Source organism: Flavobacterium sp. ALD4 (assembly GCF_002836475.1).
Lineage (GTDB): Bacteria > Bacteroidota > Bacteroidia > Flavobacteriales > Flavobacteriaceae > Flavobacterium.
Genome location: NZ_PJBJ01000030.1, coordinates 591,057 through 611,321, shown reverse-complemented (window position 1 = coordinate 611,321; position 20,265 = coordinate 591,057). Strand labels below are relative to the sequence as shown.

General features: G+C 36.0%; 21 protein-coding genes. 7 read left to right on the top strand and 14 right to left on the bottom strand.

Translation table 11 applies throughout. From position 1 onward, the window contains the following. Nucleotides 1-20: 20 nt before the first annotated feature. The 3 genes from frr to CXF59_RS11335 form a co-directional block, all read right to left on the bottom strand. Nucleotides 21-584 (bottom strand): ribosome recycling factor, encoded by a 564-nt coding sequence (gene frr / locus CXF59_RS11345; protein WP_101137883.1) that lies wholly within the window; start codon nucleotides 582-584, stop codon nucleotides 21-23. A gap of 39 nt (nucleotides 585-623) precedes the next feature. Continuing rightward, nucleotides 624-1,331: a UMP kinase gene (gene pyrH / locus CXF59_RS11340; protein ID WP_101137882.1), complete on the bottom strand. Its 708-nt coding sequence runs from the start codon at nucleotides 1,329-1,331 to the stop codon at nucleotides 624-626. A gap of 67 nt (nucleotides 1,332-1,398) precedes the next feature. Beyond that, nucleotides 1,399-2,178, bottom strand: a complete 780-nt coding sequence (locus tag CXF59_RS11335; protein ID WP_101137881.1) for a patatin-like phospholipase family protein — start codon at nucleotides 2,176-2,178, stop codon at nucleotides 1,399-1,401. A 108-nt stretch (nucleotides 2,179-2,286) separates the two neighbouring features. On the opposite strand from CXF59_RS11335, the gene CXF59_RS11330 reads away from it, so the two are divergent. Next, on the top strand, nucleotides 2,287-2,904 hold the full coding sequence (locus CXF59_RS11330) for a thioredoxin family protein (protein ID WP_101137880.1): 618 nt from the start codon (nucleotides 2,287-2,289) through the stop codon (nucleotides 2,902-2,904). Between the two features lie 554 nt (nucleotides 2,905-3,458). Here CXF59_RS11330 and truB read toward each other — a convergent pair. The 4 genes from truB to CXF59_RS11305 are packed head-to-tail and all read right to left on the bottom strand — an operon-like array spanning nucleotide 3,459 to nucleotide 6,094. After that, nucleotides 3,459-4,154: a tRNA pseudouridine(55) synthase TruB gene (gene truB / locus CXF59_RS11320; protein ID WP_101137879.1), complete on the bottom strand. Its 696-nt coding sequence runs from the start codon at nucleotides 4,152-4,154 to the stop codon at nucleotides 3,459-3,461. Then, complete coding sequence (locus tag CXF59_RS11315; RefSeq protein WP_101137878.1) at nucleotides 4,154-4,939, bottom strand: undecaprenyl-diphosphate phosphatase; 786 nt, start codon at nucleotides 4,937-4,939, stop codon at nucleotides 4,154-4,156. The genes truB and CXF59_RS11315 overlap by 1 nt, the downstream gene beginning before the upstream one ends. Next, complete coding sequence (locus CXF59_RS11310; RefSeq protein ID WP_101137877.1) at nucleotides 4,940-5,182, bottom strand: DUF3098 domain-containing protein; 243 nt, start codon at nucleotides 5,180-5,182, stop codon at nucleotides 4,940-4,942. A gap of 36 nt (nucleotides 5,183-5,218) precedes the next feature. Further along, nucleotides 5,219-6,094: an ABC transporter permease gene (locus tag CXF59_RS11305; protein ID WP_101137876.1), complete on the bottom strand. Its 876-nt coding sequence runs from the start codon at nucleotides 6,092-6,094 to the stop codon at nucleotides 5,219-5,221. Nucleotides 6,095-6,349: 255 nt separating this feature from the next. Between CXF59_RS11305 and leuS the strand changes: the two genes are divergently transcribed. Together leuS and CXF59_RS11295 are read left to right on the top strand one after the other, a co-directional pair. Further along, entirely contained in the window at nucleotides 6,350-9,226 is a 2,877-nt protein-coding gene (leuS, locus tag CXF59_RS11300; protein ID WP_101137875.1) for a leucine--tRNA ligase, read from the top strand. Between the two features lie 208 nt (nucleotides 9,227-9,434). After that, on the top strand, nucleotides 9,435-10,127 hold the full coding sequence (locus CXF59_RS11295; RefSeq protein WP_101137874.1) for a zinc metallopeptidase: 693 nt from the start codon (nucleotides 9,435-9,437) through the stop codon (nucleotides 10,125-10,127). Nucleotides 10,128-10,235: 108 nt separating this feature from the next. On the opposite strand, the gene CXF59_RS11290 is transcribed toward CXF59_RS11295, so the two are convergent. The 3 genes from CXF59_RS11290 to CXF59_RS11280 form a co-directional block, all read right to left on the bottom strand. Next, a complete protein-coding gene (locus tag CXF59_RS11290; protein WP_101137873.1) occupies nucleotides 10,236-10,706 on the bottom strand; it encodes an Lrp/AsnC family transcriptional regulator in 471 nt (156 codons plus the stop codon). A gap of 261 nt (nucleotides 10,707-10,967) precedes the next feature. Continuing rightward, nucleotides 10,968-11,717 carry a uroporphyrinogen-III synthase gene (locus tag CXF59_RS11285; RefSeq protein WP_101137872.1) on the bottom strand — a complete coding sequence of 250 codons (750 nt, stop codon included), beginning with the start codon at nucleotides 11,715-11,717 and terminating at the stop codon, nucleotides 10,968-10,970. Between the two features lie 13 nt (nucleotides 11,718-11,730). Further along, entirely contained in the window at nucleotides 11,731-12,402 is a 672-nt protein-coding gene (locus tag CXF59_RS11280; protein WP_101137871.1) for a DUF4271 domain-containing protein, read from the bottom strand. Nucleotides 12,403-12,506: 104 nt separating this feature from the next. On the opposite strand from CXF59_RS11280, the gene CXF59_RS11275 reads away from it, so the two are divergent. Genes CXF59_RS11275 through CXF59_RS11265 form a run of 3 tightly spaced genes read left to right on the top strand, consistent with a single transcriptional unit; the run spans nucleotide 12,507 to nucleotide 15,076 of the window. Beyond that, entirely contained in the window at nucleotides 12,507-13,232 is a 726-nt protein-coding gene (locus CXF59_RS11275) for a polyprenol monophosphomannose synthase (protein WP_101137870.1), read from the top strand. An 11-nt stretch (nucleotides 13,233-13,243) separates the two neighbouring features. Then, complete coding sequence (locus tag CXF59_RS11270) at nucleotides 13,244-14,587, top strand: dihydroorotase (RefSeq protein ID WP_101137869.1); 1,344 nt, start codon at nucleotides 13,244-13,246, stop codon at nucleotides 14,585-14,587. Between the two features lie 9 nt (nucleotides 14,588-14,596). After that, nucleotides 14,597-15,076, top strand: a complete 480-nt coding sequence (locus tag CXF59_RS11265; protein WP_101137868.1) for a DUF4296 domain-containing protein — start codon at nucleotides 14,597-14,599, stop codon at nucleotides 15,074-15,076. Nucleotides 15,077-15,086: 10 nt separating this feature from the next. On the opposite strand, the gene CXF59_RS11260 is transcribed toward CXF59_RS11265, so the two are convergent. Then, a complete protein-coding gene (locus tag CXF59_RS11260; RefSeq protein WP_101137867.1) occupies nucleotides 15,087-16,088 on the bottom strand; it encodes an NAD-dependent epimerase/dehydratase family protein in 1,002 nt (333 codons plus the stop codon). 93 nt (nucleotides 16,089-16,181) lie between these two features. On the opposite strand from CXF59_RS11260, the gene tyrS reads away from it, so the two are divergent. Continuing rightward, nucleotides 16,182-17,480 (top strand): tyrosine--tRNA ligase, encoded by a 1,299-nt coding sequence (gene tyrS, locus CXF59_RS11255; protein WP_101137866.1) that lies wholly within the window; start codon nucleotides 16,182-16,184, stop codon nucleotides 17,478-17,480. A 44-nt stretch (nucleotides 17,481-17,524) separates the two neighbouring features. On the opposite strand, the gene CXF59_RS11250 is transcribed toward tyrS, so the two are convergent. The 3 genes from CXF59_RS11250 to CXF59_RS11240 form a co-directional block, all read right to left on the bottom strand. Then, on the bottom strand, nucleotides 17,525-18,505 hold the full coding sequence (locus CXF59_RS11250; protein WP_101137865.1) for an acyl transferase: 981 nt from the start codon (nucleotides 18,503-18,505) through the stop codon (nucleotides 17,525-17,527). A gap of 124 nt (nucleotides 18,506-18,629) precedes the next feature. Then, entirely contained in the window at nucleotides 18,630-18,968 is a 339-nt protein-coding gene (locus CXF59_RS11245; RefSeq protein WP_101137864.1) for a T9SS type A sorting domain-containing protein, read from the bottom strand. 104 nt (nucleotides 18,969-19,072) lie between these two features. Next, on the bottom strand, nucleotides 19,073-20,191 hold the full coding sequence (locus CXF59_RS11240; protein WP_101137863.1) for a hypothetical protein: 1,119 nt from the start codon (nucleotides 20,189-20,191) through the stop codon (nucleotides 19,073-19,075). Between the last annotated feature and the right edge of the window lie 74 nt (nucleotides 20,192-20,265).

Genomic DNA, 20,265 nt, shown 5'->3' with positions numbered 1-20,265 from the left:
TACTATTGATTTATTTAATTTTACACCTTCATGATGTCTGCTTCTTTGTAAACAAGAAGTTCATCTACTTTCCTGATGTAACTATTGGTTAGGTTTTGGACTTCGTCTTCGGCACTTTTACAAATGTCTTCGGATGTTCCGTCTTTTTCTAACTTTTTAATCTCTGTATTCGCATCTTTACGGGCGTTTCTAATACCAACTTTAGCATCTTCTGCTTCTACTTTAGCCTGTTTGGCAAGATCGCGTCTTCGTTCCTCTGTTAATGCGGGAACACTTATGATAATTACGTCACCGTTGTTCATTGGGTTGAAGCCGATGTTTGCTATCATGATCGCTTTCTCGATAGGATGCAACATGTTTTTTTCAAAAGGCTGTAAGGTTATCGTTCTTGCGTCTGGAACACTGATTTTTGACACTTGCGAAAGCGGTGTGGCCGAACCGTAATAATCTACAAAAACACTTCCTAACATCGCTGGAGATGCTTTTCCTGCGCGAATGTTTAGGAACTCTTTCTCTAAGTGGGCAATAGAGCCAAGCATTGATTCCTTGGTGCTATCTAATATAAATTCAATTTCTTCAGTCATAATTTCCAATTTTTTTGTCCCCTTTAGGGATTTAAGGGCTTATATATTTACTACCGTTCCTATGTTTTCCCCTTCACATATTTTCAATAAATTACCTTGTTTGTTCATATCGAAAATTACGATAGGCAATTTATTTTCTTGGCTTAATGTAAATGCCGTAGAATCCATTACGTTCAGTCCTTTTTTAATTACATCGTCAAAAGAAATAAAATCAAATTTCGTAGCATCTGCATTTTTTTCAGGATCTGAATCATAAACGCCGTCGACGCGTGTTCCTTTCAAAATTACGTCGGCATGTATTTCTACACCACGCAAAACAGCTGCCGTGTCAGTTGTGAAATAAGGGTTTCCGGTTCCGGCTCCAAAAATCACGATTCTCCCTTTCTCAAGGTGACGTACTGCTCTTCTTTTAATATAAGGTTCAGCTATTGCTTCAATTTTTAATGCGGTTTGTAGACGGGTGAGCATTCCTTTGTCTTCTAATGCGCCTTGTAAGGCCATTCCGTTGATAACTGTGGCTAGCATTCCCATGTAATCCCCTTGGACACGGTCCATTCCATTGCTGGCTCCCGCAACTCCCCTAAAAATATTTCCACCGCCTATTACAATGGCAATTTCGATCCCTTTATCGTGAATTTTTTTGATTTCTTCGGCATATTCAGCTAATCTTACTGGGTCAATACCGTACTGTCTGTCGCCCATTAAAGCTTCACCGCTTAATTTGAGAAGAATTCTTTTATATTTCATGTGTATGTTGAGTTGTTTCGTGCAAATATAGTGATATTCTTTTTTTTGAAATACTATCGCTTAATTTTTATAGATTTAGTTTTTCAAAGGAGCTCTTGGCAGCTTCGTAGCCAATTTTAAAAATAATGTCCATTTTTGCTTTGTTCATCTCAAAGGTACTATATATACTCAGTTCTGTAGGTTCGATTATCCATTCGCAGATATTGAACTTTTGCGTATTGGTATTGGCAGAAAGAATGTCAAAAGCTCTCGTAGTAACTGCTCTGATGGAATTTAAATCTTTGGCTTCTATTTTTTGGATAGGACTGACATAAACACCGATAATATTGTCACATTGACCTTGTAATATATCTGTTGGGAAATGGTTTAAAATTCCACCATCGCTATACGGCTCACCATTGATTTCATAAGGAGATATAATTCCTGGAAAAGCAGAAGAAGCTAATAACGCATCACTGATTTTTGTTTCTGCCTCAAATATTTTTAATCGCCCCCTAACCATATCTGTTGCTGTAATCTGTGTAGGGATTTTCAATTCTCCAATCAGCGCGTCTTGAAAGATAGCTTGAAAATACAGCCTAAAGGATTCGGAATCGACCAAGCCCGCTTTTTTAAAAGTGAAATGCCTCCACTGAAAAAGATAAACCGACTTAAAAAACTCTAAAATCTCATCAGGGCTCTTTCCCCAGGAATACATTGCGCCTACGATTGCGCCTGCGCTTGTTCCGGCGATCCGAGTGGGGCGAATGTTTTGCTCTTCTAAAAATTTAATGGCACCTGCATGAGCTATACCTTTTGAACCTCCCCCGGAAAGGACAAGTCCAATTGACTTTGAATTTAAATCCATTTTCCTTTTTTATTAGTGCCTAAATTACTCTTTTTGCTTGTTTGAAAGTGGTTTTGTCCTCTTTAAAACAATTAATTTTTGCTAACTTTACTTAAACAAAATAAAATCATGAAAAAGTCGATTGCAAAGGCGTTGTTTAAGAGTCATTCGTATTCTGAATATAGGAAATTAGTTGTAGACTTATTAAAAGAGGAAAAATCTACAGGAAGTGAGCAGTCCTCTGCATTGACTAATTATAGTCTTTTGAATGAGACGCGGATGGATCGTTTAGAGAAGACATTAAAAATACCGCAAGAGTATGCCCAGTCGTTGAAGTCCTTAAAAAACGAATACATTTGGATGGTTATTTCTGAAGGGTGGTCAACTGATGCGGCAGAATTGCTTCCTGTTTTTGATAAAATGGTTTCCGAGGCTGACGGTAAAATAGATATAAAAATTGTTTTGCGTGATGAAAATAAAGAATTAATGAATTTATTTTTAACCAATAAAGCCAAATCAATTCCAAAACTTATCGTTATTAATAAAGAAACGGGTGGCGCATTAGCACATTGGGGACCAAGACCTAAGGGAGCCGCTGATTTAATTGATAACTATAAAAAAGAACATGGTACACTTGATGAAACGGCAAAAACTGATTTACAATTGTGGTTCTTTCACGACAAAGGATTGTCTACTCAAAGTGAAGTGATTGATATGATGCTTGACTTGGACAAGGAAGAAGAATAACTGTATTTTAGAGGCTGATCAAGGAAATTCCTAAACTTATATTTCCTGAATCTCTTTGATTGTTAATAGGAAACGCATAATGGTTTAGTTCGATAAAAAGTAAAACATCATCGGCGTTTTGTATACCTAGACTAATTTTTTGATAGTCTACGGTCAAGGTACCCCGACACCCCGACCTAATGCGATTGCTTTTCCAATTCCTAGTTGAAGTGTAATTCTACTTTCCTTCCCTATTTTTGGGCTTAATCTAAAATTGGCAAAAACAAATTCCATAACTAATTTATTGGACTAATCCCAGTTGAAACCGCGATGGATTGCTAATCCAACCCATTTTTTATAGTAGAGGCCATAACCAAATTTTGTTCCCATACCATCCGGAATGAGCCAAGATTCTTTTATGTTAGTACTCTAGTCAACTTCTCCACGTTAAGGATTCCCGGTAAAGGCTAAGGTGACGTCAAATTGAGCGTAAGTAATTTTTTTATCGTGGGCAAAAAGACTCCCGCAAAAAAAAGAGTATGATTAATAGTGTTTTTTGAAAATTCAAAACAGGGTTATTTTGATTCTAAATTATCTTCGAATACAACAACATCCACAGCTTCTCTTACATTATAATCTCCAATTTTTGTACGACGCAGCGCTGTTAAATGAGATCCTGAATGCATGGCACGTCCAAAATCAAAAGCTAAAGAACGGATATAAGTACCCTTGCTGCAAACTACTCTGAAATCAATTTCAGGAAGCGCTATTCTGGTGATTTCAAATTCGTGAATTGTAGTTTTTCTAGTAGCGATTTCTACGGTTTTCCCTGCACGTGCATGCTCATATAGTCTAACGCCTTCTTTTTTTATAGCAGAAAAAATAGGTGGTTTTTGATCTATTTCACCTAAAAATTGTTTTAGGGTTTCCCGTATTAAGGCTTCGTCTATGTGTGAAGTAGGGAATGTCTCGTCTATTTCAGTTTCTAAATCGTAAGAAGGCGTAGTAGCTCCAATAAAGAAAGTTCCAGTATATTCTTTGGCTTGACCCTGAAGCTCGGTAATCCGTTTGGTAAATTTTCCGGTACAGACTAAAAGCAGCCCTGTTGCTAGCGGATCTAAAGTTCCCGCGTGACCAATTTTAAACTTTTTAGGAAGCCCTAATTTGTTAATCAGCGCATATTTTAATTTATTTACAGCCTGAAAGGATGTCCAATTCAAAGGCTTGTCAATTAATAAAATTTGTCCGTTTAAGTAGTCTTCGTCTGTCATTAAATGATGGTCAGGGGATGAATGAAAAAATGAATAATCAGTAAAATGATTCCGGCAGCAATTCGGTAATAACCAAATACTTTAAAACCTTTTTTACTCAAAAATCCGATAAAACTTCTAATGGCTAAAAGCGCCACGATAAAAGCGATTACATTACCAATAACTAATAAATTGATTTGGTCGTGAGTCAATACAAAACCATCTTTGTAATAATCAAAACATTTTTTTGCTGTTGCGCCAAACATGGTAGGGACAGCAAGAAAAAATGAAAATTCAGCTGCTGATGTACGACTTAGCTTTTGGGACATTCCACCCACTATGCTCGCGCCACTTCGGGAAACTCCGGGAACCATTGCGAGGCATTGGTACAATCCAATTTTAAATGCTGTGATATAAGTGATTTTGGTATCCTCAGAATGACTAAACCATTCGTCTACTTTTAATAAAACGATACCACCAAGTAAAAGTGAAACGGCCACTGTGACAGGGCTTTCTAATAGTTCATCTATCAGATCGCTGAATAATAATCCTAAAACTACAGCAGGAATAAAAGCAACAAATAATTTAAAATAGAAGTCCCAGGTCTGAAAGAAACGCTTGAAATATAAAACTACAACCGAGAGAATAGCACCGAGTTGAATTACAATAGTAAAAAGTTTGGTAAAATCATCACTGGCAATCCCAAAAAAGGAAGAAGCGATAATCATATGTCCAGTGGAAGAAACAGGTAAAAATTCAGTAATCCCTTCAATGATAGCAAGGATGATAGCTTGTAATGTGTTCATTTATGCTTTCTTTGGATTTTTTAATATGGCATATACGGTTATTCCGAAACCAATTAAAACGGTTGTTGGAGCGAGACGAATTCTTCTAAAATCAAAAATAGCATCGCTATATACATTAGGGTCATCACTTCCTCCGCCAGACATTAGAATAAATCCGAGTGCAATTACTCCAATACCAATCAGTAGAATTATATAATTTATTTTTCCAAAAAGAAAATCTTGTTGTGGGCCTTGGTCTTTCATTTATGCTTTTTTACTTTTTAAATTCTGAAATTAAAATTAATACAAATCGTCAGTTCTTAAATTCAAGAATTTTTGTGTCGCAAAGTGAGTACTTAACCAAGTAATCAAAATACCAATTCCGAACACGGACAATAAAACACCTGCAATAAGAATTTTGTTGTCAAGAATTCCTAAATCAGGAAAGCTGGTCTCGACGTACAGTAACACCGCAATTAATGCAATAATGGCTAAGCTAGCACCTAACATCCCAAGTTTTATGCTACGCATAACAAATGGTTTTCTGATAAATGATTTTGTTGCGCCCACCATTTGCATGGTTTTAATGATAAATCGGTTGGAGTGAATTGACAGTCGTAACGAACTGTTAATTAATAAAACAGCAATAAAAGCCAGGAATCCGCTGATTATTAAAATCCACATACTCACTTTTTTAATATTGTCGTTCACTAAATTTACCAATTGCTTGTCGTAAACAATATCTGATATCATAGGATTTGTTCGCAATTGTTTTTCAATTTTCGCGATGGAATCTTTTTCGACGTAATCCGCTTTTAAGTGAATATCGTACGAGTTTTGTAATGGGTTTTCCCCCAAAAACGTCATGAAATCTTCGCCGATTATATCGGTATGTTGTTTTGCAGCCTGCTCTTTAGTTACATAAACCGTAGACTTCGCGTAGGGCGCAATTTTTAATTTTCCTCCAAAAGTTCTTAAAATAGTGTCGTTCGCTTCATTTTTGAAAAACACCGTCATGGCAATTTTTTCCTTAAAGTCGTCGGCTAATTTTTTGGAGTTTATAATAAAAAGGCCCAACACTCCTAATAAAAATAAAACTAAGAATACACTTAGAACGACCGAAAAATAAGAGGAAATTAACCTGCGTTTTTGAAACCTATCAAATGAAGAACTCATAGTTTACTTAAATTATGGGGTAAAAATAATAAAGAATTTCTTTATTTGAAGTTAATAACGTCCAAAGTTTCAACTTTCGTACAATAAACGTAAATTTGCCACCTAAAAATAGGTATCGTGATAAACTTTGCAACGTACGCACAATGACTTAAGCTGTAGCGACAGCATGACTCCGTTAAAATAAAAATAGAAAGAGGGAATGACTTGAGCTTTAGCGACAGCATGACTCCGTTAAAATAAAAATAGAAAGAGGGAATGAAATATAATCCGAACGAGATAGAGGCCAAATGGCAAAAATATTGGGCAGAAAATCAAACTTTTGCCGCTGTAAATAACTCTGAAAAACCAAAACATTATGTGCTAGATATGTTTCCTTATCCATCAGGGGCAGGACTGCATGTGGGACATCCTCTGGGGTATATTGCATCTGATGTGTATGCGAGATATAAAAGACACCAAGGGTTTAATGTATTGCACCCTATGGGTTATGACAGTTTTGGATTACCTGCAGAACAATACGCCATTCAAACAGGACAACGTCCGGAAGATACCACTTCTGTAAATATTGATGGTGGAAATGATAAGGAAGGAAATGAAATTGCCGGATATAGAAAGCAATTGGATAAAATTGGATTTTCGTTTGATTGGAGCAGGGAAGTGCGCACTTCTAATCCGGATTATTACAAACATACGCAATGGATTTTTATACAATTATTTAATTCGTGGTACAACAAAGCCAATGATAAAGCTGAGGATATTTCAACTTTGATTTCAATTTTCGGAAAGGCTGGAAATGCTACTGTCAATGCGGTTTGTGATGACAAAATAGCGCCTTTTACGTCAAGTGAATGGAATACTTTCGATAAAGAACAACAGGAAAAAATCCTTTTGCAATACCGATTAACGTATTTGGCAGAGACTGAAGTCAACTGGTGTCCCGGATTAGGGACGGTTTTGGCGAATGACGAAATCGTAAACGGTGTTTCGGAACGTGGTGGATTCACCGTGGTTCGTAAAAAAATGACACAATGGAGCATGCGCATATCTGCTTATGCAGAGCGTTTGTTGCAAGGGCTTAACAACATAGATTGGAGCGAAAGCATCAAAGAGAGCCAAAGAAACTGGATTGGAAAATCAGTTGGTGCTATGGTTACTTTCAAAGCGATAGCGTTAGACAAGGGCCAAGAAGAAAGAGGGGTCGAAGTTTTTACAACGCGTCCTGATACTATTTTTGGCGTGACTTTTATGACTTTGGCGCCTGAGCATCCTTTGGTTAAAGAAATCACTACTGCTGAATGTTTAGATAAAGTAAACGCTTATATTTTAGCGTCGTCAAAACGTTCTGAAAGAGAACGTATGGCTGATGTTAAAACTATTTCTGGAGTGTTTACAGGTGCATTTGCAGAGCATCCATTTACTAAAGAAGCCATTCCGGTTTGGATAGGGGATTATGTATTGGCGGGTTACGGGACAGGCGCCGTTATGGCGGTTCCCTGCGGAGACGAAAGAGATTATGCTTTTGCTAATTTCTTCAAAGGACAAAGCGGAATGCCAGCAATCAAAAATATTTTTGATAAAGACATTTCAGAAGCTGCGTTTGGATCTAAAGACGGTTTCAAATTAGTAGATTCTAATTTCTTAAACGGATTGGGCTATAAAGAAGGAACATACAAAGCAATTGAAGCATTAGAAGAAATAAATCAAGGAAAAGGAAAAACGAATTACCGTTTGCGTGATGCCGTTTTTTCTCGTCAGCGTTATTGGGGAGAGCCATTCCCGGTATATTATGTCAAGGGCTTGCCGCAAATGATTGATGCAACGCATTTACCAATTGTATTACCAGAAGTAGAAAAATATTTACCTACGGAAGATGGTTTGCCACCTTTAGGAAATGCTGCCGTTTGGGCATGGGACACGACTAAAAATGATGTGGTCAACACTGATTTAGTAGATCACAAAACGATTTTCCCTTTAGAATTGAATACGATGCCAGGTTGGGCAGGAAGTTCGTTTTACTGGATGCGCTATATGGATCCAAAGAATGAAAACGAATTTGCTAGCAAAGAAGCTTTGGCGTATTGGGAAAGCGTTGATTTATACATTGGTGGTAACGAACATGCGACTGGTCACTTGTTATACTCTCGTTTTTGGAATAAATTTCTAAAAGACAAAGGTTTTGCGCCAACGGAAGAGCCTTTCAAGAAACTGATCAATCAAGGAATGATCTTGGGGACTAGTGCTTTTGTATATCGATTAGAAGGAGATAATACATTTGTTTCTAAAAATAAAATTGACGGACGAAATGTACAACCAATTCACGTTGATGTTTCAATGGTCAATTCATCGGATGAATTAGAGATAGAAAAATTCAAGAAATGGAGAGAAGATTATGCTGATGCTGAATTTATTTGCGATGAAAATGGTAAATATATCGTTGGTCGCGAAGTAGAGAAAATGTCAAAATCCAAATACAATGTAGTCACTCCAGATGATATTTGTAATGAATACGGAGCAGACACTTTGCGTTTGTACGAAATGTTCTTAGGGCCATTAGAACAAGCGAAACCTTGGAATACGGCAGGGATTTCGGGAGTTTTTGGTTTCTTGAAAAAACTGTGTCGTTTGTATTTTGACGAACATAATTTGATCGTGACTGATGAAATGCCAACAAAAGACAACTTGAAAACATTACACAAAACCATTAAAAAAGTGGCAGATGACATTGAGAATTTCTCTTTCAATACCTCGGTTTCACAGTTTATGATTTGTGTCAATGAATTGACTGCTCAAGGCTGTCATTCTCGTGCTGTTCTGGAGCCGTTGGCTATCGTTATTTCTCCATACGCACCACATATCGCAGAGGAATTATGGTCGTTATTAGGAAATAAAGGTTCTGTTTCAACGGTGTTTTTCCCTGTTTTCGAACCCAAACATTTAATAGAAAGCAGTAAGGAATACCCAGTTTCTTTTAACGGAAAAATGCGTTTCACTATCGAATTACCTCTGGATTTAACCAAAGATCAAATCGAGGAAATCATAATGAAAGACGAAAGAACGATAAAACAATTAGAAGGAAGAATGCCAAATAAGGTCATTATTGTTCCTGGAAAAATTATTAATTTGGTAGGGTAAACATTAATAGTGTAAGCTTGGAAAGGATTACTGCAGAGAGGCACAGCAGTGCGTCTCTAGTTATATATTAAAATCCAAATTTCATATTTAGTGGAGTTTGGATTTTTTTGTGTTTATTTTAACGAGTGTCAAATTGACATTGTATAAATTTGGTTCGTAATTTGATATTTCATTTATAACTTTATAGAGAAACAAAAAAACAAAATATATGGGAATGAGTTATTTAATTCTTGCCGGTGCAATTATGCTGGCAAGCTGGGCAGTAAGTTCAAGATTGAAAAGTAAATTTGAGCACTATTCTAAGATGCAATTACAAAACGGAATGAGTGGCGCTGAAATTGCGGAGAAAATGCTGGCTGATAACGGAATTCGTGATGTGCGCGTGATTTCGGTAGCGGGTCAATTGACAGATCACTACAACCCGGTTAACAAAACAGTGAATCTTAGCGAGGCAGTATACAATCAAAGGAACGCCGCTTCGGCAGCTGTGGCAGCACATGAGTGTGGGCATGCGGTACAGCACGCAGTAGGCTATCAATGGTTAACTATGCGTTCTAAATTGGTTCCTTTTGTAAATGTAGCATCTTCGTATATGCAATGGGTTTTGATAGGTGGAATTTTATTGATGAATAGTTTTCCGCAGTTACTGCTTATCGGAATTGTGCTTTTTGCGGCAACAACAATCTTTTCATTAGTTACTTTGCCAGTTGAATATGACGCTAGTCATCGGGCTTTGGCTTGGTTAGAGAATAAAAGGATGCTTACGCAACAAGAGCATGACGGGGCCAAAGATGCTCTGACATGGGCTGCGAGAACTTATGTGGTAGCTGCTTTGGGTTCTATTGCAACTTTACTGTATTATGTTTCCATTTATATGGGAGGCGGTAGCCGAAGAGATTAGATGATGTAGTAATTAGGCAATCATTACTATATGCACAGAAGCCGTCTCGTTTTATGAATGAGCCGACTTTTTTTAATTATCTCATTTTCTAATTGCTCTATTATCTCTTTAAAGCTGTATTTGTCTGTCTATTTGTTGGTCTAAAGAAATGAAGGTCTCCGTTCTGGATACGCCTTCTATTGTTTGAATTTTGGTGTTTAGTAAATTCATTAAATGCTGGTTATCTCTACATATGATTTTAATTAAGATGGACCAGTTTCCGGTGGTGTAATGACATTCCAGTACCTCGGGTATTTTTTTTAGTTCTTTTACAGCTTCAAGGTTTCGTGCCGCTTTGTCTAGATAGACTCCTACAAAAGCCATGGTGTTGTAACCAAGAACTTTTTGGTTTACTACAAATTTTGATCCTGAGATTACCCCGGATTGCTCTAGCTTTCTCAGCCTCTGATGAATAGCAGCTCCTGAAATGCCTATTTTATTTGCGATCTGAAGGATTGGTTTTCGGGCATCTTCCATCAAGAATCTTAAAATTTCTTTGTCGATTCCATCTATTTCCACTACCATGGAGTTTATTTTCATAGCTTTTATTTTAGAACTAAAACCAATATGTTTAGTTGTAATTGAAAACCAAATTTAAACAAAAACAAATAATAATTTGATATGTACGCCTTATTTAGTGAGATAATTATAGTTTAGAAGACGGGATTAATAGAAATTCAGCAGACTGTGGTGCTTTTTTTAAAAGGCAACTGGAACTTGATTTTGTGGAAACTAGACAAAAAAAAACCATCTGTAGAACAGATGGTTTTTTGTGATTTTTATTTGAAGTCGAGTCAACAATTATTTTCCCTTATTAGCTTCAAGAATATATTTTTCTAAGGCCATTGTCATAGAAGGGGTATCTGGCGATGGTGCCAGAATATCGATTCTTAAACCATTGTCCAAAGCTTCCTTGTGAGTGGTGCTTCCAAAAACTGCTATCCTGGTATCGTTTTGTTTAAACTCCGGAAAGTTTCTAAACAATGACTTAATTCCAGTTGGACTAAAAAAGGCCAGAATATCATAATATACATCTGCTAAATCAGTTAGATCGCTCATCACTGTTTTGTAAAAAATAGCTGGAGTCCAGTCTACTTTTAATCCATTAAGTGTTGTTGTCGCATCTGCATTTAATTGATCTGATGCTGGCAAAAGAAATTTCTCGTCTTTATATTTTTTTATCAAAGGAGATAAGTCTGCAAAATCCTTGGGACCTACATAAATTTTACGCTTTCTGTAAACAACGTATTTTTGCAAGTAAAAGGATACTGCTTCTGATTGACAGAAATATTTCATTCCTTCAGGTACCTTGAAACGCATTTCCTCGGCAACTCTAAAAAAATGATCTACGGAATTTCTACTTGTTAAAATAATTGCAGTGTAATGATTGAGATCGATTTTTTGAAGTCTAATCTCTTTGGCATTAACTCCTTCTACATGAATAAAAGGCCTGAAATCAATTTTAACTTTATGCTTCTGTTGGAGTTCAAAGTAAGGAGAATTCTCTACTTTAGGCTCGGGTTGTGACACCAAAATTGTTTTCACTTTCATATTTTAACGTTTTCTAAGTGCCTCCTTTTTTAAACATAAAAAACATAAAAAAATAGGGGGCTATTTCGAGAGCGCAAAGATATAAAATAAAATAAAACATCTTACTGAATATTAGTTGTTGATATTTTTTTATTGAAATAAAATAAGTTAAAACGTTGATTGACAATACTATATATATTATTATTAATGGAATATTTCTTGATATTGTGTCGTAATAAAATAATATAATGTTGATAGGTAGGATAAATAACCCAATGTAGGTTCTGTAAGTAACCTTTTGAAGGTTAAATTGTTCTACAAATTCCTCAATATGGAATGCGGTAGCGATAATTTTTTCTATTAAATATTTAGATAAGACAAAGAATAGCAAAAAAGTAATAATCTGAATGTAAAGTATAAAGTCCGTCTTTGAGCCAAAGCCAAAAAAACTTAGGGAAAGCTGGATAAAAAACGCAAAGGAAATTACTTGCACAAAAAATAGTGATATGGTAAAACTCCCTTTCAAATGACTTCCATCACGATACACCTTAGAATATTTATCTGAAAAGATCAAATTCATAAAATCGCCAAATCGATTTTCATAAACGGATTTAGTAATTGCAATAATAGCAAATGCCAAGACAAATAAAATGGTTGCCCAATCTTTGCTTTCTGTTATTCTTGGGTGAAGTAGGTGTTCAATCATAGCTGGGCGAAATTACTAATTTTTTAGATCAATCTTTTTATTATAATTTTATTATGAATCAAATGCCATAAAAACGTTACTTTTGCGTTGAAATTACGAGAAATATGAGTGACTGTATTGTTATAATTCCTACCTATAACGAAATTGAAAATATCGAAAGCATAATCAGATCGGTGCTTTCTCAGCATAAAACATTTCATATCCTCATAGTTGACGATAATTCTCCAGACCAAACCGCAGATAAAGTTAGGTTACTTCAAACGCAATTTGAGGGTCGTTTATTCTTGGAAAATAGAAAAAAGAAATCGGGACTGGGAACAGCATATGTTCATGGGTTCAGGTGGGCATTAGAAAAAAAGTATGAGTTCATTTTTGAAATGGATGCTGATTTTTCTCATAATCCGAATGACTTGGAAAAATTATACAACGCCTGTCATTTTGGGAATGCTGATTTAGCCATCGGTTCACGTTATGTTACGGGAGTTAATGTGGTCAATTGGCCATTAAACCGGGTGTTGATGTCGTATTTTGCATCGGTATATGTTCGAATTATCACGGGGATGAAAATTCATGATGCTACAGCAGGTTTTATCTGTTACAAAAGAGAGGTGCTTGAAGGAGTCGACCTCAATAAAATAAGGTTTGTTGGTTATGCGTTTCAGATTGAAATGAAATACAGAACCTTTTGTAAAAAATTCAATATTGTCGAAGTGCCAATAATTTTTACAGACAGAACAAAGGGAGAATCAAAAATGAGTAATTCAATAATTGTTGAAGCTGTTTTTGGGGTGATTTCTCTACGATTAAAAAAAATATTTAATAGTTTATAATAAAAAGTACAATGAATAGGGTTTTAATTAAGAATGCCAAAATAGTAAATGAAGGGGTGATTTTTGAAGGCGATGTTTTAATTGAAAATGACTTAATTGTTGAGATTTCAGAAAGCATAAGCGCCAAGTCATCTCAATGTGTGATTATAGATGCAGAGGGGAATTATTTAATGCCAGGTGTTATTGATGACCAGGTCCATTTTAGAGATCCGGGTCTTACTTATAAAGGGGACATAGAATCAGAGTCTAGAGCGGCAGTTGCCGGGGGAATTACTTCTTTTATCGAGCAGCCCAATACGGTTCCAAATGCGGTTACCCAAGAAATTTTAGAAGAAAAATACCAGCTGGCCGCTGAGAAATCGTATGCGAATTATTCGTTTATGATGGGGGCGACCAATGATAATTTGGAGGAAGTTTTAAAAACAAATCCTAAAAATGTTGCCGGAATAAAAATATTTCTAGGTTCTTCGACAGGTAATATGCTCGTTGATAATGAAGTTACTTTAGAAAAAATATTTTCGAGTACCTCTATGCTTATTGCGGTTCATTGTGAAGATGAGGCCACCATTAAAAGCAATTTAGAAAAATATAAGGCAGAATATGGAGAGGATGTTCCCGTTACGGTTCATCACCTTATTCGAAGTGAAGAGGCTTGTTATATCTCCTCTTCAAGAGCAATCGCACTTGCTAAAAAAACAGGCGCACGTCTACATGTTTTTCATCTGTCGACTGCCAAAGAAATGGATTTGTTCACTAACAAAATTCCGTTGGAACAAAAGAAAATAACTGCCGAAGTTTGTATACATCATTTATGGTTTACCAATGATGATTATGCCACCAAAGGGAATCTGATAAAATGGAATCCGGCAGTAAAAACAGCAAATGACCGAAAAGTACTTTGGGAAGCTTTATTAGATGGAAGAATCGATGTGATTGCAACGGATCATGCGCCACATACATTAGAAGAGAAAAAACAACCCTATCTAAAAGCGCCTGCTGGAGGGCCATTAGTTCAACATGCTGTTGTGGCGATGTTTGAGTCTTTTCATCAGGGTAAAATCAGTATTGAGAAAATTGTGGAAAAAATGTGCCATAATCCAGCCAAGATTTTCAAAATAGAAAAACGTGGTTTTATTAGAGAAGGGTATTATGCCGATTTAGTGATTGTGAATTCAGGTTTGCCATGGAGTGTAAAGAAAGAGAATATATTTGCTAAATGCGGATGGTCACCATTTGAGGGGTTTACTTTCAAATCCAGAATCACTCATACTTTTGTAAATGGGCAATTAGTCTATAATGCTTTTAAAGTAAAAAATATCCGTCCAGGAAAAAGACTCTTATTTGATCGAGAATAGACAAAATAGATGAAAAAAACACTGTTACTTTTAACTCTTTTAATCGGGTTTATCAGCTGCAAAGAAGAGGCAGTAGATAAGCCTGATGATCTTATAGCAAAAGATAAGATGATAGATGTAATGTATGATTTATCGATTTTAGATGCTATCAAGTATCAAAATCCGACATCATTAGAGACTTATAAAATTAATCCATCTCAGTACATTTATAAAAAGTATAAAGTTGACAGTGCACAATTTGCGCAAAGCAATATCTATTACGCTTCTAATTATACGGACTATAAAGACATGTATGATAAGCTTATCCAAAGGATTGACGAAAAAAAAACAGTCTTGGATTCATTGGTGATAAGAGAGGACAAAAAGCAAGCAAAGATACAAGCTGATTCGATAAAACGAATTAAGGTTACCCCCATAAAAAAAGATTCTTTACTATTGAAAAAGCTGAAGCTTTTTAAAAAAAGGAAAGATACTTTACAGATTCAATAGGTAAAGGATTTTATAAGTTTAAAATTTCCTTGATGTACTGATGGATGTCCACGAAATCAGTTTTTAATGCCGTTTTTATTTTTTCAGTTGAATACTCATGTTCAGAATAAGATGCTTTGGCCGTAGCTCTAGTTAACTGTCTTTTTTTACGAAAAATGTTCGCTAAAACCCAATCCACTCTCCATACAATTTCCATTACGTACGGTTTTATGTGACGGCTAGGTCTTTTTACCTTCAACGTATCAGCGATAGTGTTCAGTATATCTCGAAACATTATGTTCTGCGCAATTAGGATAAAACGTTCGTTGCGAATATCGCTTTTCATCAATTGAACCGCCATTCGTGCTACATCGCTAACTGTCACGAACGCTGCTAATCCAAGAGTATAATACCGTAATCCGTCGGCGACTTTCTTAAATAGCAGGCCGCTTCCTTGGTCTTGAAAACCGGGGCCAATAATAATTCCCGGATTTACAATTATGACATCTAACCCTTCTTGCTGACCACGCCAGATTTCCATTTCGGCGCCATATTTAGAAATAGCATAATCGCTATGTGGTTTTTCTGGATTCCATTCCGTTTCTTCCGTAATAATCGTTTCAGTTCCTGCTAAATCGCCCAATGCAGCCGTCGAACTGATGTAACATAATTTTTTCACTCCTTTGGCTAGACAAAAATTCACGATGTTGGCCGTCCCTTCAATATTGGTTTTGCGCAGTATGTCTTCGTCCTTTGGGTCAAATGAAATTAAGGCAGCACTGTGGTACACGTAATCAATCCCTTTAAAAGCATGTTCCAATGTAGGCACATCAATAATATCACCGTGAATCCATTCTATTGTATCAAATAAGGATGATTTGTCGTAAAGTTGAAACAGGGCTTTTGTTTTTTCGATAGTTTCTAAATTTCGATAAATCGCGCGTATTTTCTCAACTCCGAGACTTTCGGATTCTATTAAATACAGCAATAAATGTGCGCCTACTAAGCCGGTTCCTCCTGTTACTAAAATCATTTTGTAAAGATAATTAGATTGTTGGATTTTTAGACCGATTGATTTTCAAATTATGCAATTAAAACTATCTTTGTGAAAATTGATTTTTAGAAAATGAAAAATATTATTTCCGAATTACAATGGCGTGGATTGGTGCATGACATTATGCCTGGAACCGAAGAACAACTTCAAAAAGAAATGACCACTACCTATATAGGATTTGATCCAACATCAGATTCTTTGCATATTGGGAGTTTGGTGCCCATCATACTCTTGGTTCATTTAAAAAATTTCGGTCATAAACCAATTGCATTAGTTGGCGGAGCGACTGGAATGATTGGTGATCCTTCGGGAAAATCGGATGAGAGAAACTTGTTGGATGAAGCGACATTGGACCATAATGTTGAGGGAATAAAAACGGTGTTGTCTCGTTTTCTGGATTTTAATTCGAAGGAAATAAATGCTCCGATTCTTGTTAATAATTACGACTGGATGAAAAACTTATCCTTCATTAATTTTGCGCGTGACGTGGGTAAACGCATTACTGTGAATTATATGATGGCCAAGGATTCTGTCAAAAAGAGATTGGCAGGTGAAGGTGAAGGAATGTCTTTTACGGAGTTTACGTACCAATTAATTCAAGGGTACGATTTTTATCATTTGCATAAAGAATACAACTGTTTGTTGCAAATGGGAGGTTCTGACCAATGGGGAAATATCACAACCGGAACTGAGTTGGTGCGAAGAATGAATGTAGGCGAAGAAGCCAAAGCTTACGCGATGACTTGTCCTTTGATCACGAAAGCAGACGGAACAAAATTCGGGAAATCTGAAGGGGGAAATGTTTGGTTGACGGCGGATAAAACTTCGGTTTATAAATTTTATCAGTTTTGGATGAACACAACTGATGTGGACGCAGAGAAATACATTAAAATATTCACGTTTTTAGACAAGCAAACAATCGATAATTTGATCGAAGATCATAAGGCAGCTCCTCATATGAGGGCGTTGCAAAAAATATTAGCTGAAGAGTTAACAACTTTTGTTCATTCGAAAGAAGAACTAGAAAAAGCGATCAAAGCGTCCAATATTCTCTTTGGAAATGCAACAGCCGAAGACCTGAAACAATTGGACGGAGCTACTTTCTTGGAAGTTTTTGATGGTGTGCCTCAAGCTGAAATTGCGAGAAACGAAATGGAATCGGGAGTTGATATTATAGTCCTTTTGAATGAAAAGACAGGGTTTTTTAAATCGAATGGAGAAGCCAGACGTGCGCTTACAGCGAATTCAATTTCGGTTAATAAAGAAAAAGTGAAAGAGGATTTTGTTCTTTCTTCCAAAGACTTAATTAACGATCAGTTTGTGCTGTTGCAAAGTGGTAAGAAAAATTATTTTGTGGTGAGAGTGGTTTAATTGGTTAATTGGAATCATCAATTAAATAAATAACCAGTTAATCTTCAAAGTATCATTAAATTACAACCGCGAATATCAGAATTATCAAAACGTCCCAATACCTCGAAAGAGTTGTTGGGATTTTTTTTGCCTAGGTCTTGCGTGGCGATAAAAGAACAGGAATTAATATTAGCTAGATCAATCACATTGATTCCGCCTGTTTTTCCTTGCGGAATATAGGTTAGTGCATCTTCGGTGTCGCGGAGGAGGATTTGGATCCAAGAAGGGCATTCAAATACGCCGTCTCCTAAGGAATACGCTTGTGAGAGCAATTCGGTCATACCGTATTCAGAGTGAATGGCTGTCACACCAAAGCCTTTGCAAAGTTGCTGATGCAGTTCTTCTCGAATCATTTCTTTTCGTCTGCCTTTCATACCACCGGTTTCCATAATAATGGTGTTTTGCAATTGAAACTGATGTTTCTCGATTAGGTCCAATAAGGCAAAAGTAACTCCAATCAGAATTACGTTTTGACCGGACTGGTCTAATTCGGTTAATTTCTTTATGAGTTCGTCGTGATTGTGCAAATAAAAACCGCTTTCGTCATGATTGGACAGCTGAATCAAATCTTCGACCATATAGATCAAGGAGGACCCTTCTCTTTCCAAGTAAGACGGTAGTAAAGCCAAAACTACATAATCTTCTATATTGCCATAAAACTGAGAAAAACCTTTTTGGTAACTTTCTTCATAAATAGAAGTGTCTGTTACCAGGTGTTTGCTTGTTATCGTTCCGGTTGTTCCGCTGCTGGTAAATGTCTTTTGAACCGCGTTGGTATTAGAAACCACAGCGTGACTTTTGAAAAATTGAATGGGTAAAAACGGAATCTGTTCGAGTGCTTTTACTTTTTGGGGTTCCACTTTTAAGAGATCACAAAATTCTCTGTATACCAAGTTACTTTCGTGTTGATAACGAAATACTTTTAAGGCTATTTTTTCAAATTGCTTTTGACTAGAAATGGCAAATATATCAGTGGCTGTGATCAAGAATTTTTTTTGCAAAGGTATAAATTTTAATAGCTCTTTCAGATATTAAAAGGCATTCCGATTTCAAATAAAAAAAGCCCCAATTGAAGTTGGAGCTTTTTATGTTATTTTTTGAAGGTAAATCTTACCTTACAATAAGTTTTCTGGTAGCCGTTGCATTCTCTTCATTAATCTTAATGATGTAAACGCCGGGATTTAGACTTGAGACATTTAGTTCTTTTGAACTAATTAAAGTTTGTAGTACTTTCTTTCCTAAAAGATCAAAAATAATTATTTCTTTATTTGAATCATTTTTTGTGGAAATATATACCTTCCCGTTACTCACGGGATTCGGATACAAGTTTAAACCTTCAATTACGGAGGTTTCTTGTAGTTTTGGTTGTTGCTTTATATCTTGAGCACTAAGACCCATGGAAAAGAAAAAAACCAATAAGATTGCACTATAAAAGTAATTTTTTGCCATTAGCTTAATTTCGTTAAGTAAATATACGAAAAAAATTAAGTACTATACCGAAAAAAAACACCTCCTGAAAAGAGAGGTGTTATACTGTTGTATCTGTATATTAATTATTTAGTCCAATCAGCCCAAGAAGGTAGAGTTGCACCGGCACCAGCACCAAGTTGATTTGTTACATATGTTGCTGTAGTATTATTTGCAGTTACAAAATTTGCACCGTTTATTTTAAAGTCTCCAGCTGCTATTCTTGCAGTAGCACCAGTACCTGAATCTAATTTAGCAAACGTAGCGATACCATCAACAAATAGGTTTGTATAAGTTTGTTTTCCACCACCTTCTTTGAAGTTGATTGCTTTCTCAGAAGCTGTAAATTTAGTGGCTGTTCCTTTTACAATTGAAATATTTATGATTTTTGCATCTGTCATTGGCAAAGCGATATCGTTTTGTCCATTGTTTGATCCTTCAACACCACCAAATGAAATACCGCTGATGTAAAGGTTCGTGATTGTTCCAATGTATCCATCTGCGAAATCTAATGAATCATCGTAAGAGTTAATTAATACAAGGTTACTTGCATTTACTGCACCTCCAAAAAATTCAATAGCATCATCACCACTTTCAAAAGTATAGATATTTGATACTTTAGTACCACTACCTACTCCAAAGAAAGAAACGCCATTATATTCTTTGCTATCACTAAATTTAGATCCTGTGTAAGAAATTTTCAAGTAGTTGATTTCTCCAGATGAATCCGCATTGTTGTTACCTCCGTATAATAATCCACCTACTTCAGATGTTCCATTGTCTCCTGTGTTTACTTTTGCATCACCACAGATAATCAAACCACCCCAGTTTCCTTCAGCAGGAGCTACTTTGCCAGATGTCATGACTACTGGTTTAGCAGCAGTACCGTTCACAAAGATTTTAGCGCCTCTTTCTACAGCGATGAAAATTGTTTTAGCTATTTCTGTATCAGCTGTTGGATCAGATTTAATTGTTGTTCCAGCAGGAATAATTAAAGAAGAACCAGATCTTACGATTAATCCTCCAGTTAATGTATACGTTTTTGTAGCATCTAAAGTTACAGTCTCCTTGTTTGTTATTTCACCTTTTAAATTGTCTACTTTTAAATCAAAAGTATTTGCAGGGATTGTTTCTGAACTATCACTTGTACAGCTTGTAAATGCAATTGTTACTACGGTTAAAATTGCTAAAATTGATTTTTTCATTTTTGTTTAATTTTTGTTTATGTTTTTTAACACTACAAAGAAACAGGTTTACTGTTTTTATCAGGTTAAGCGAT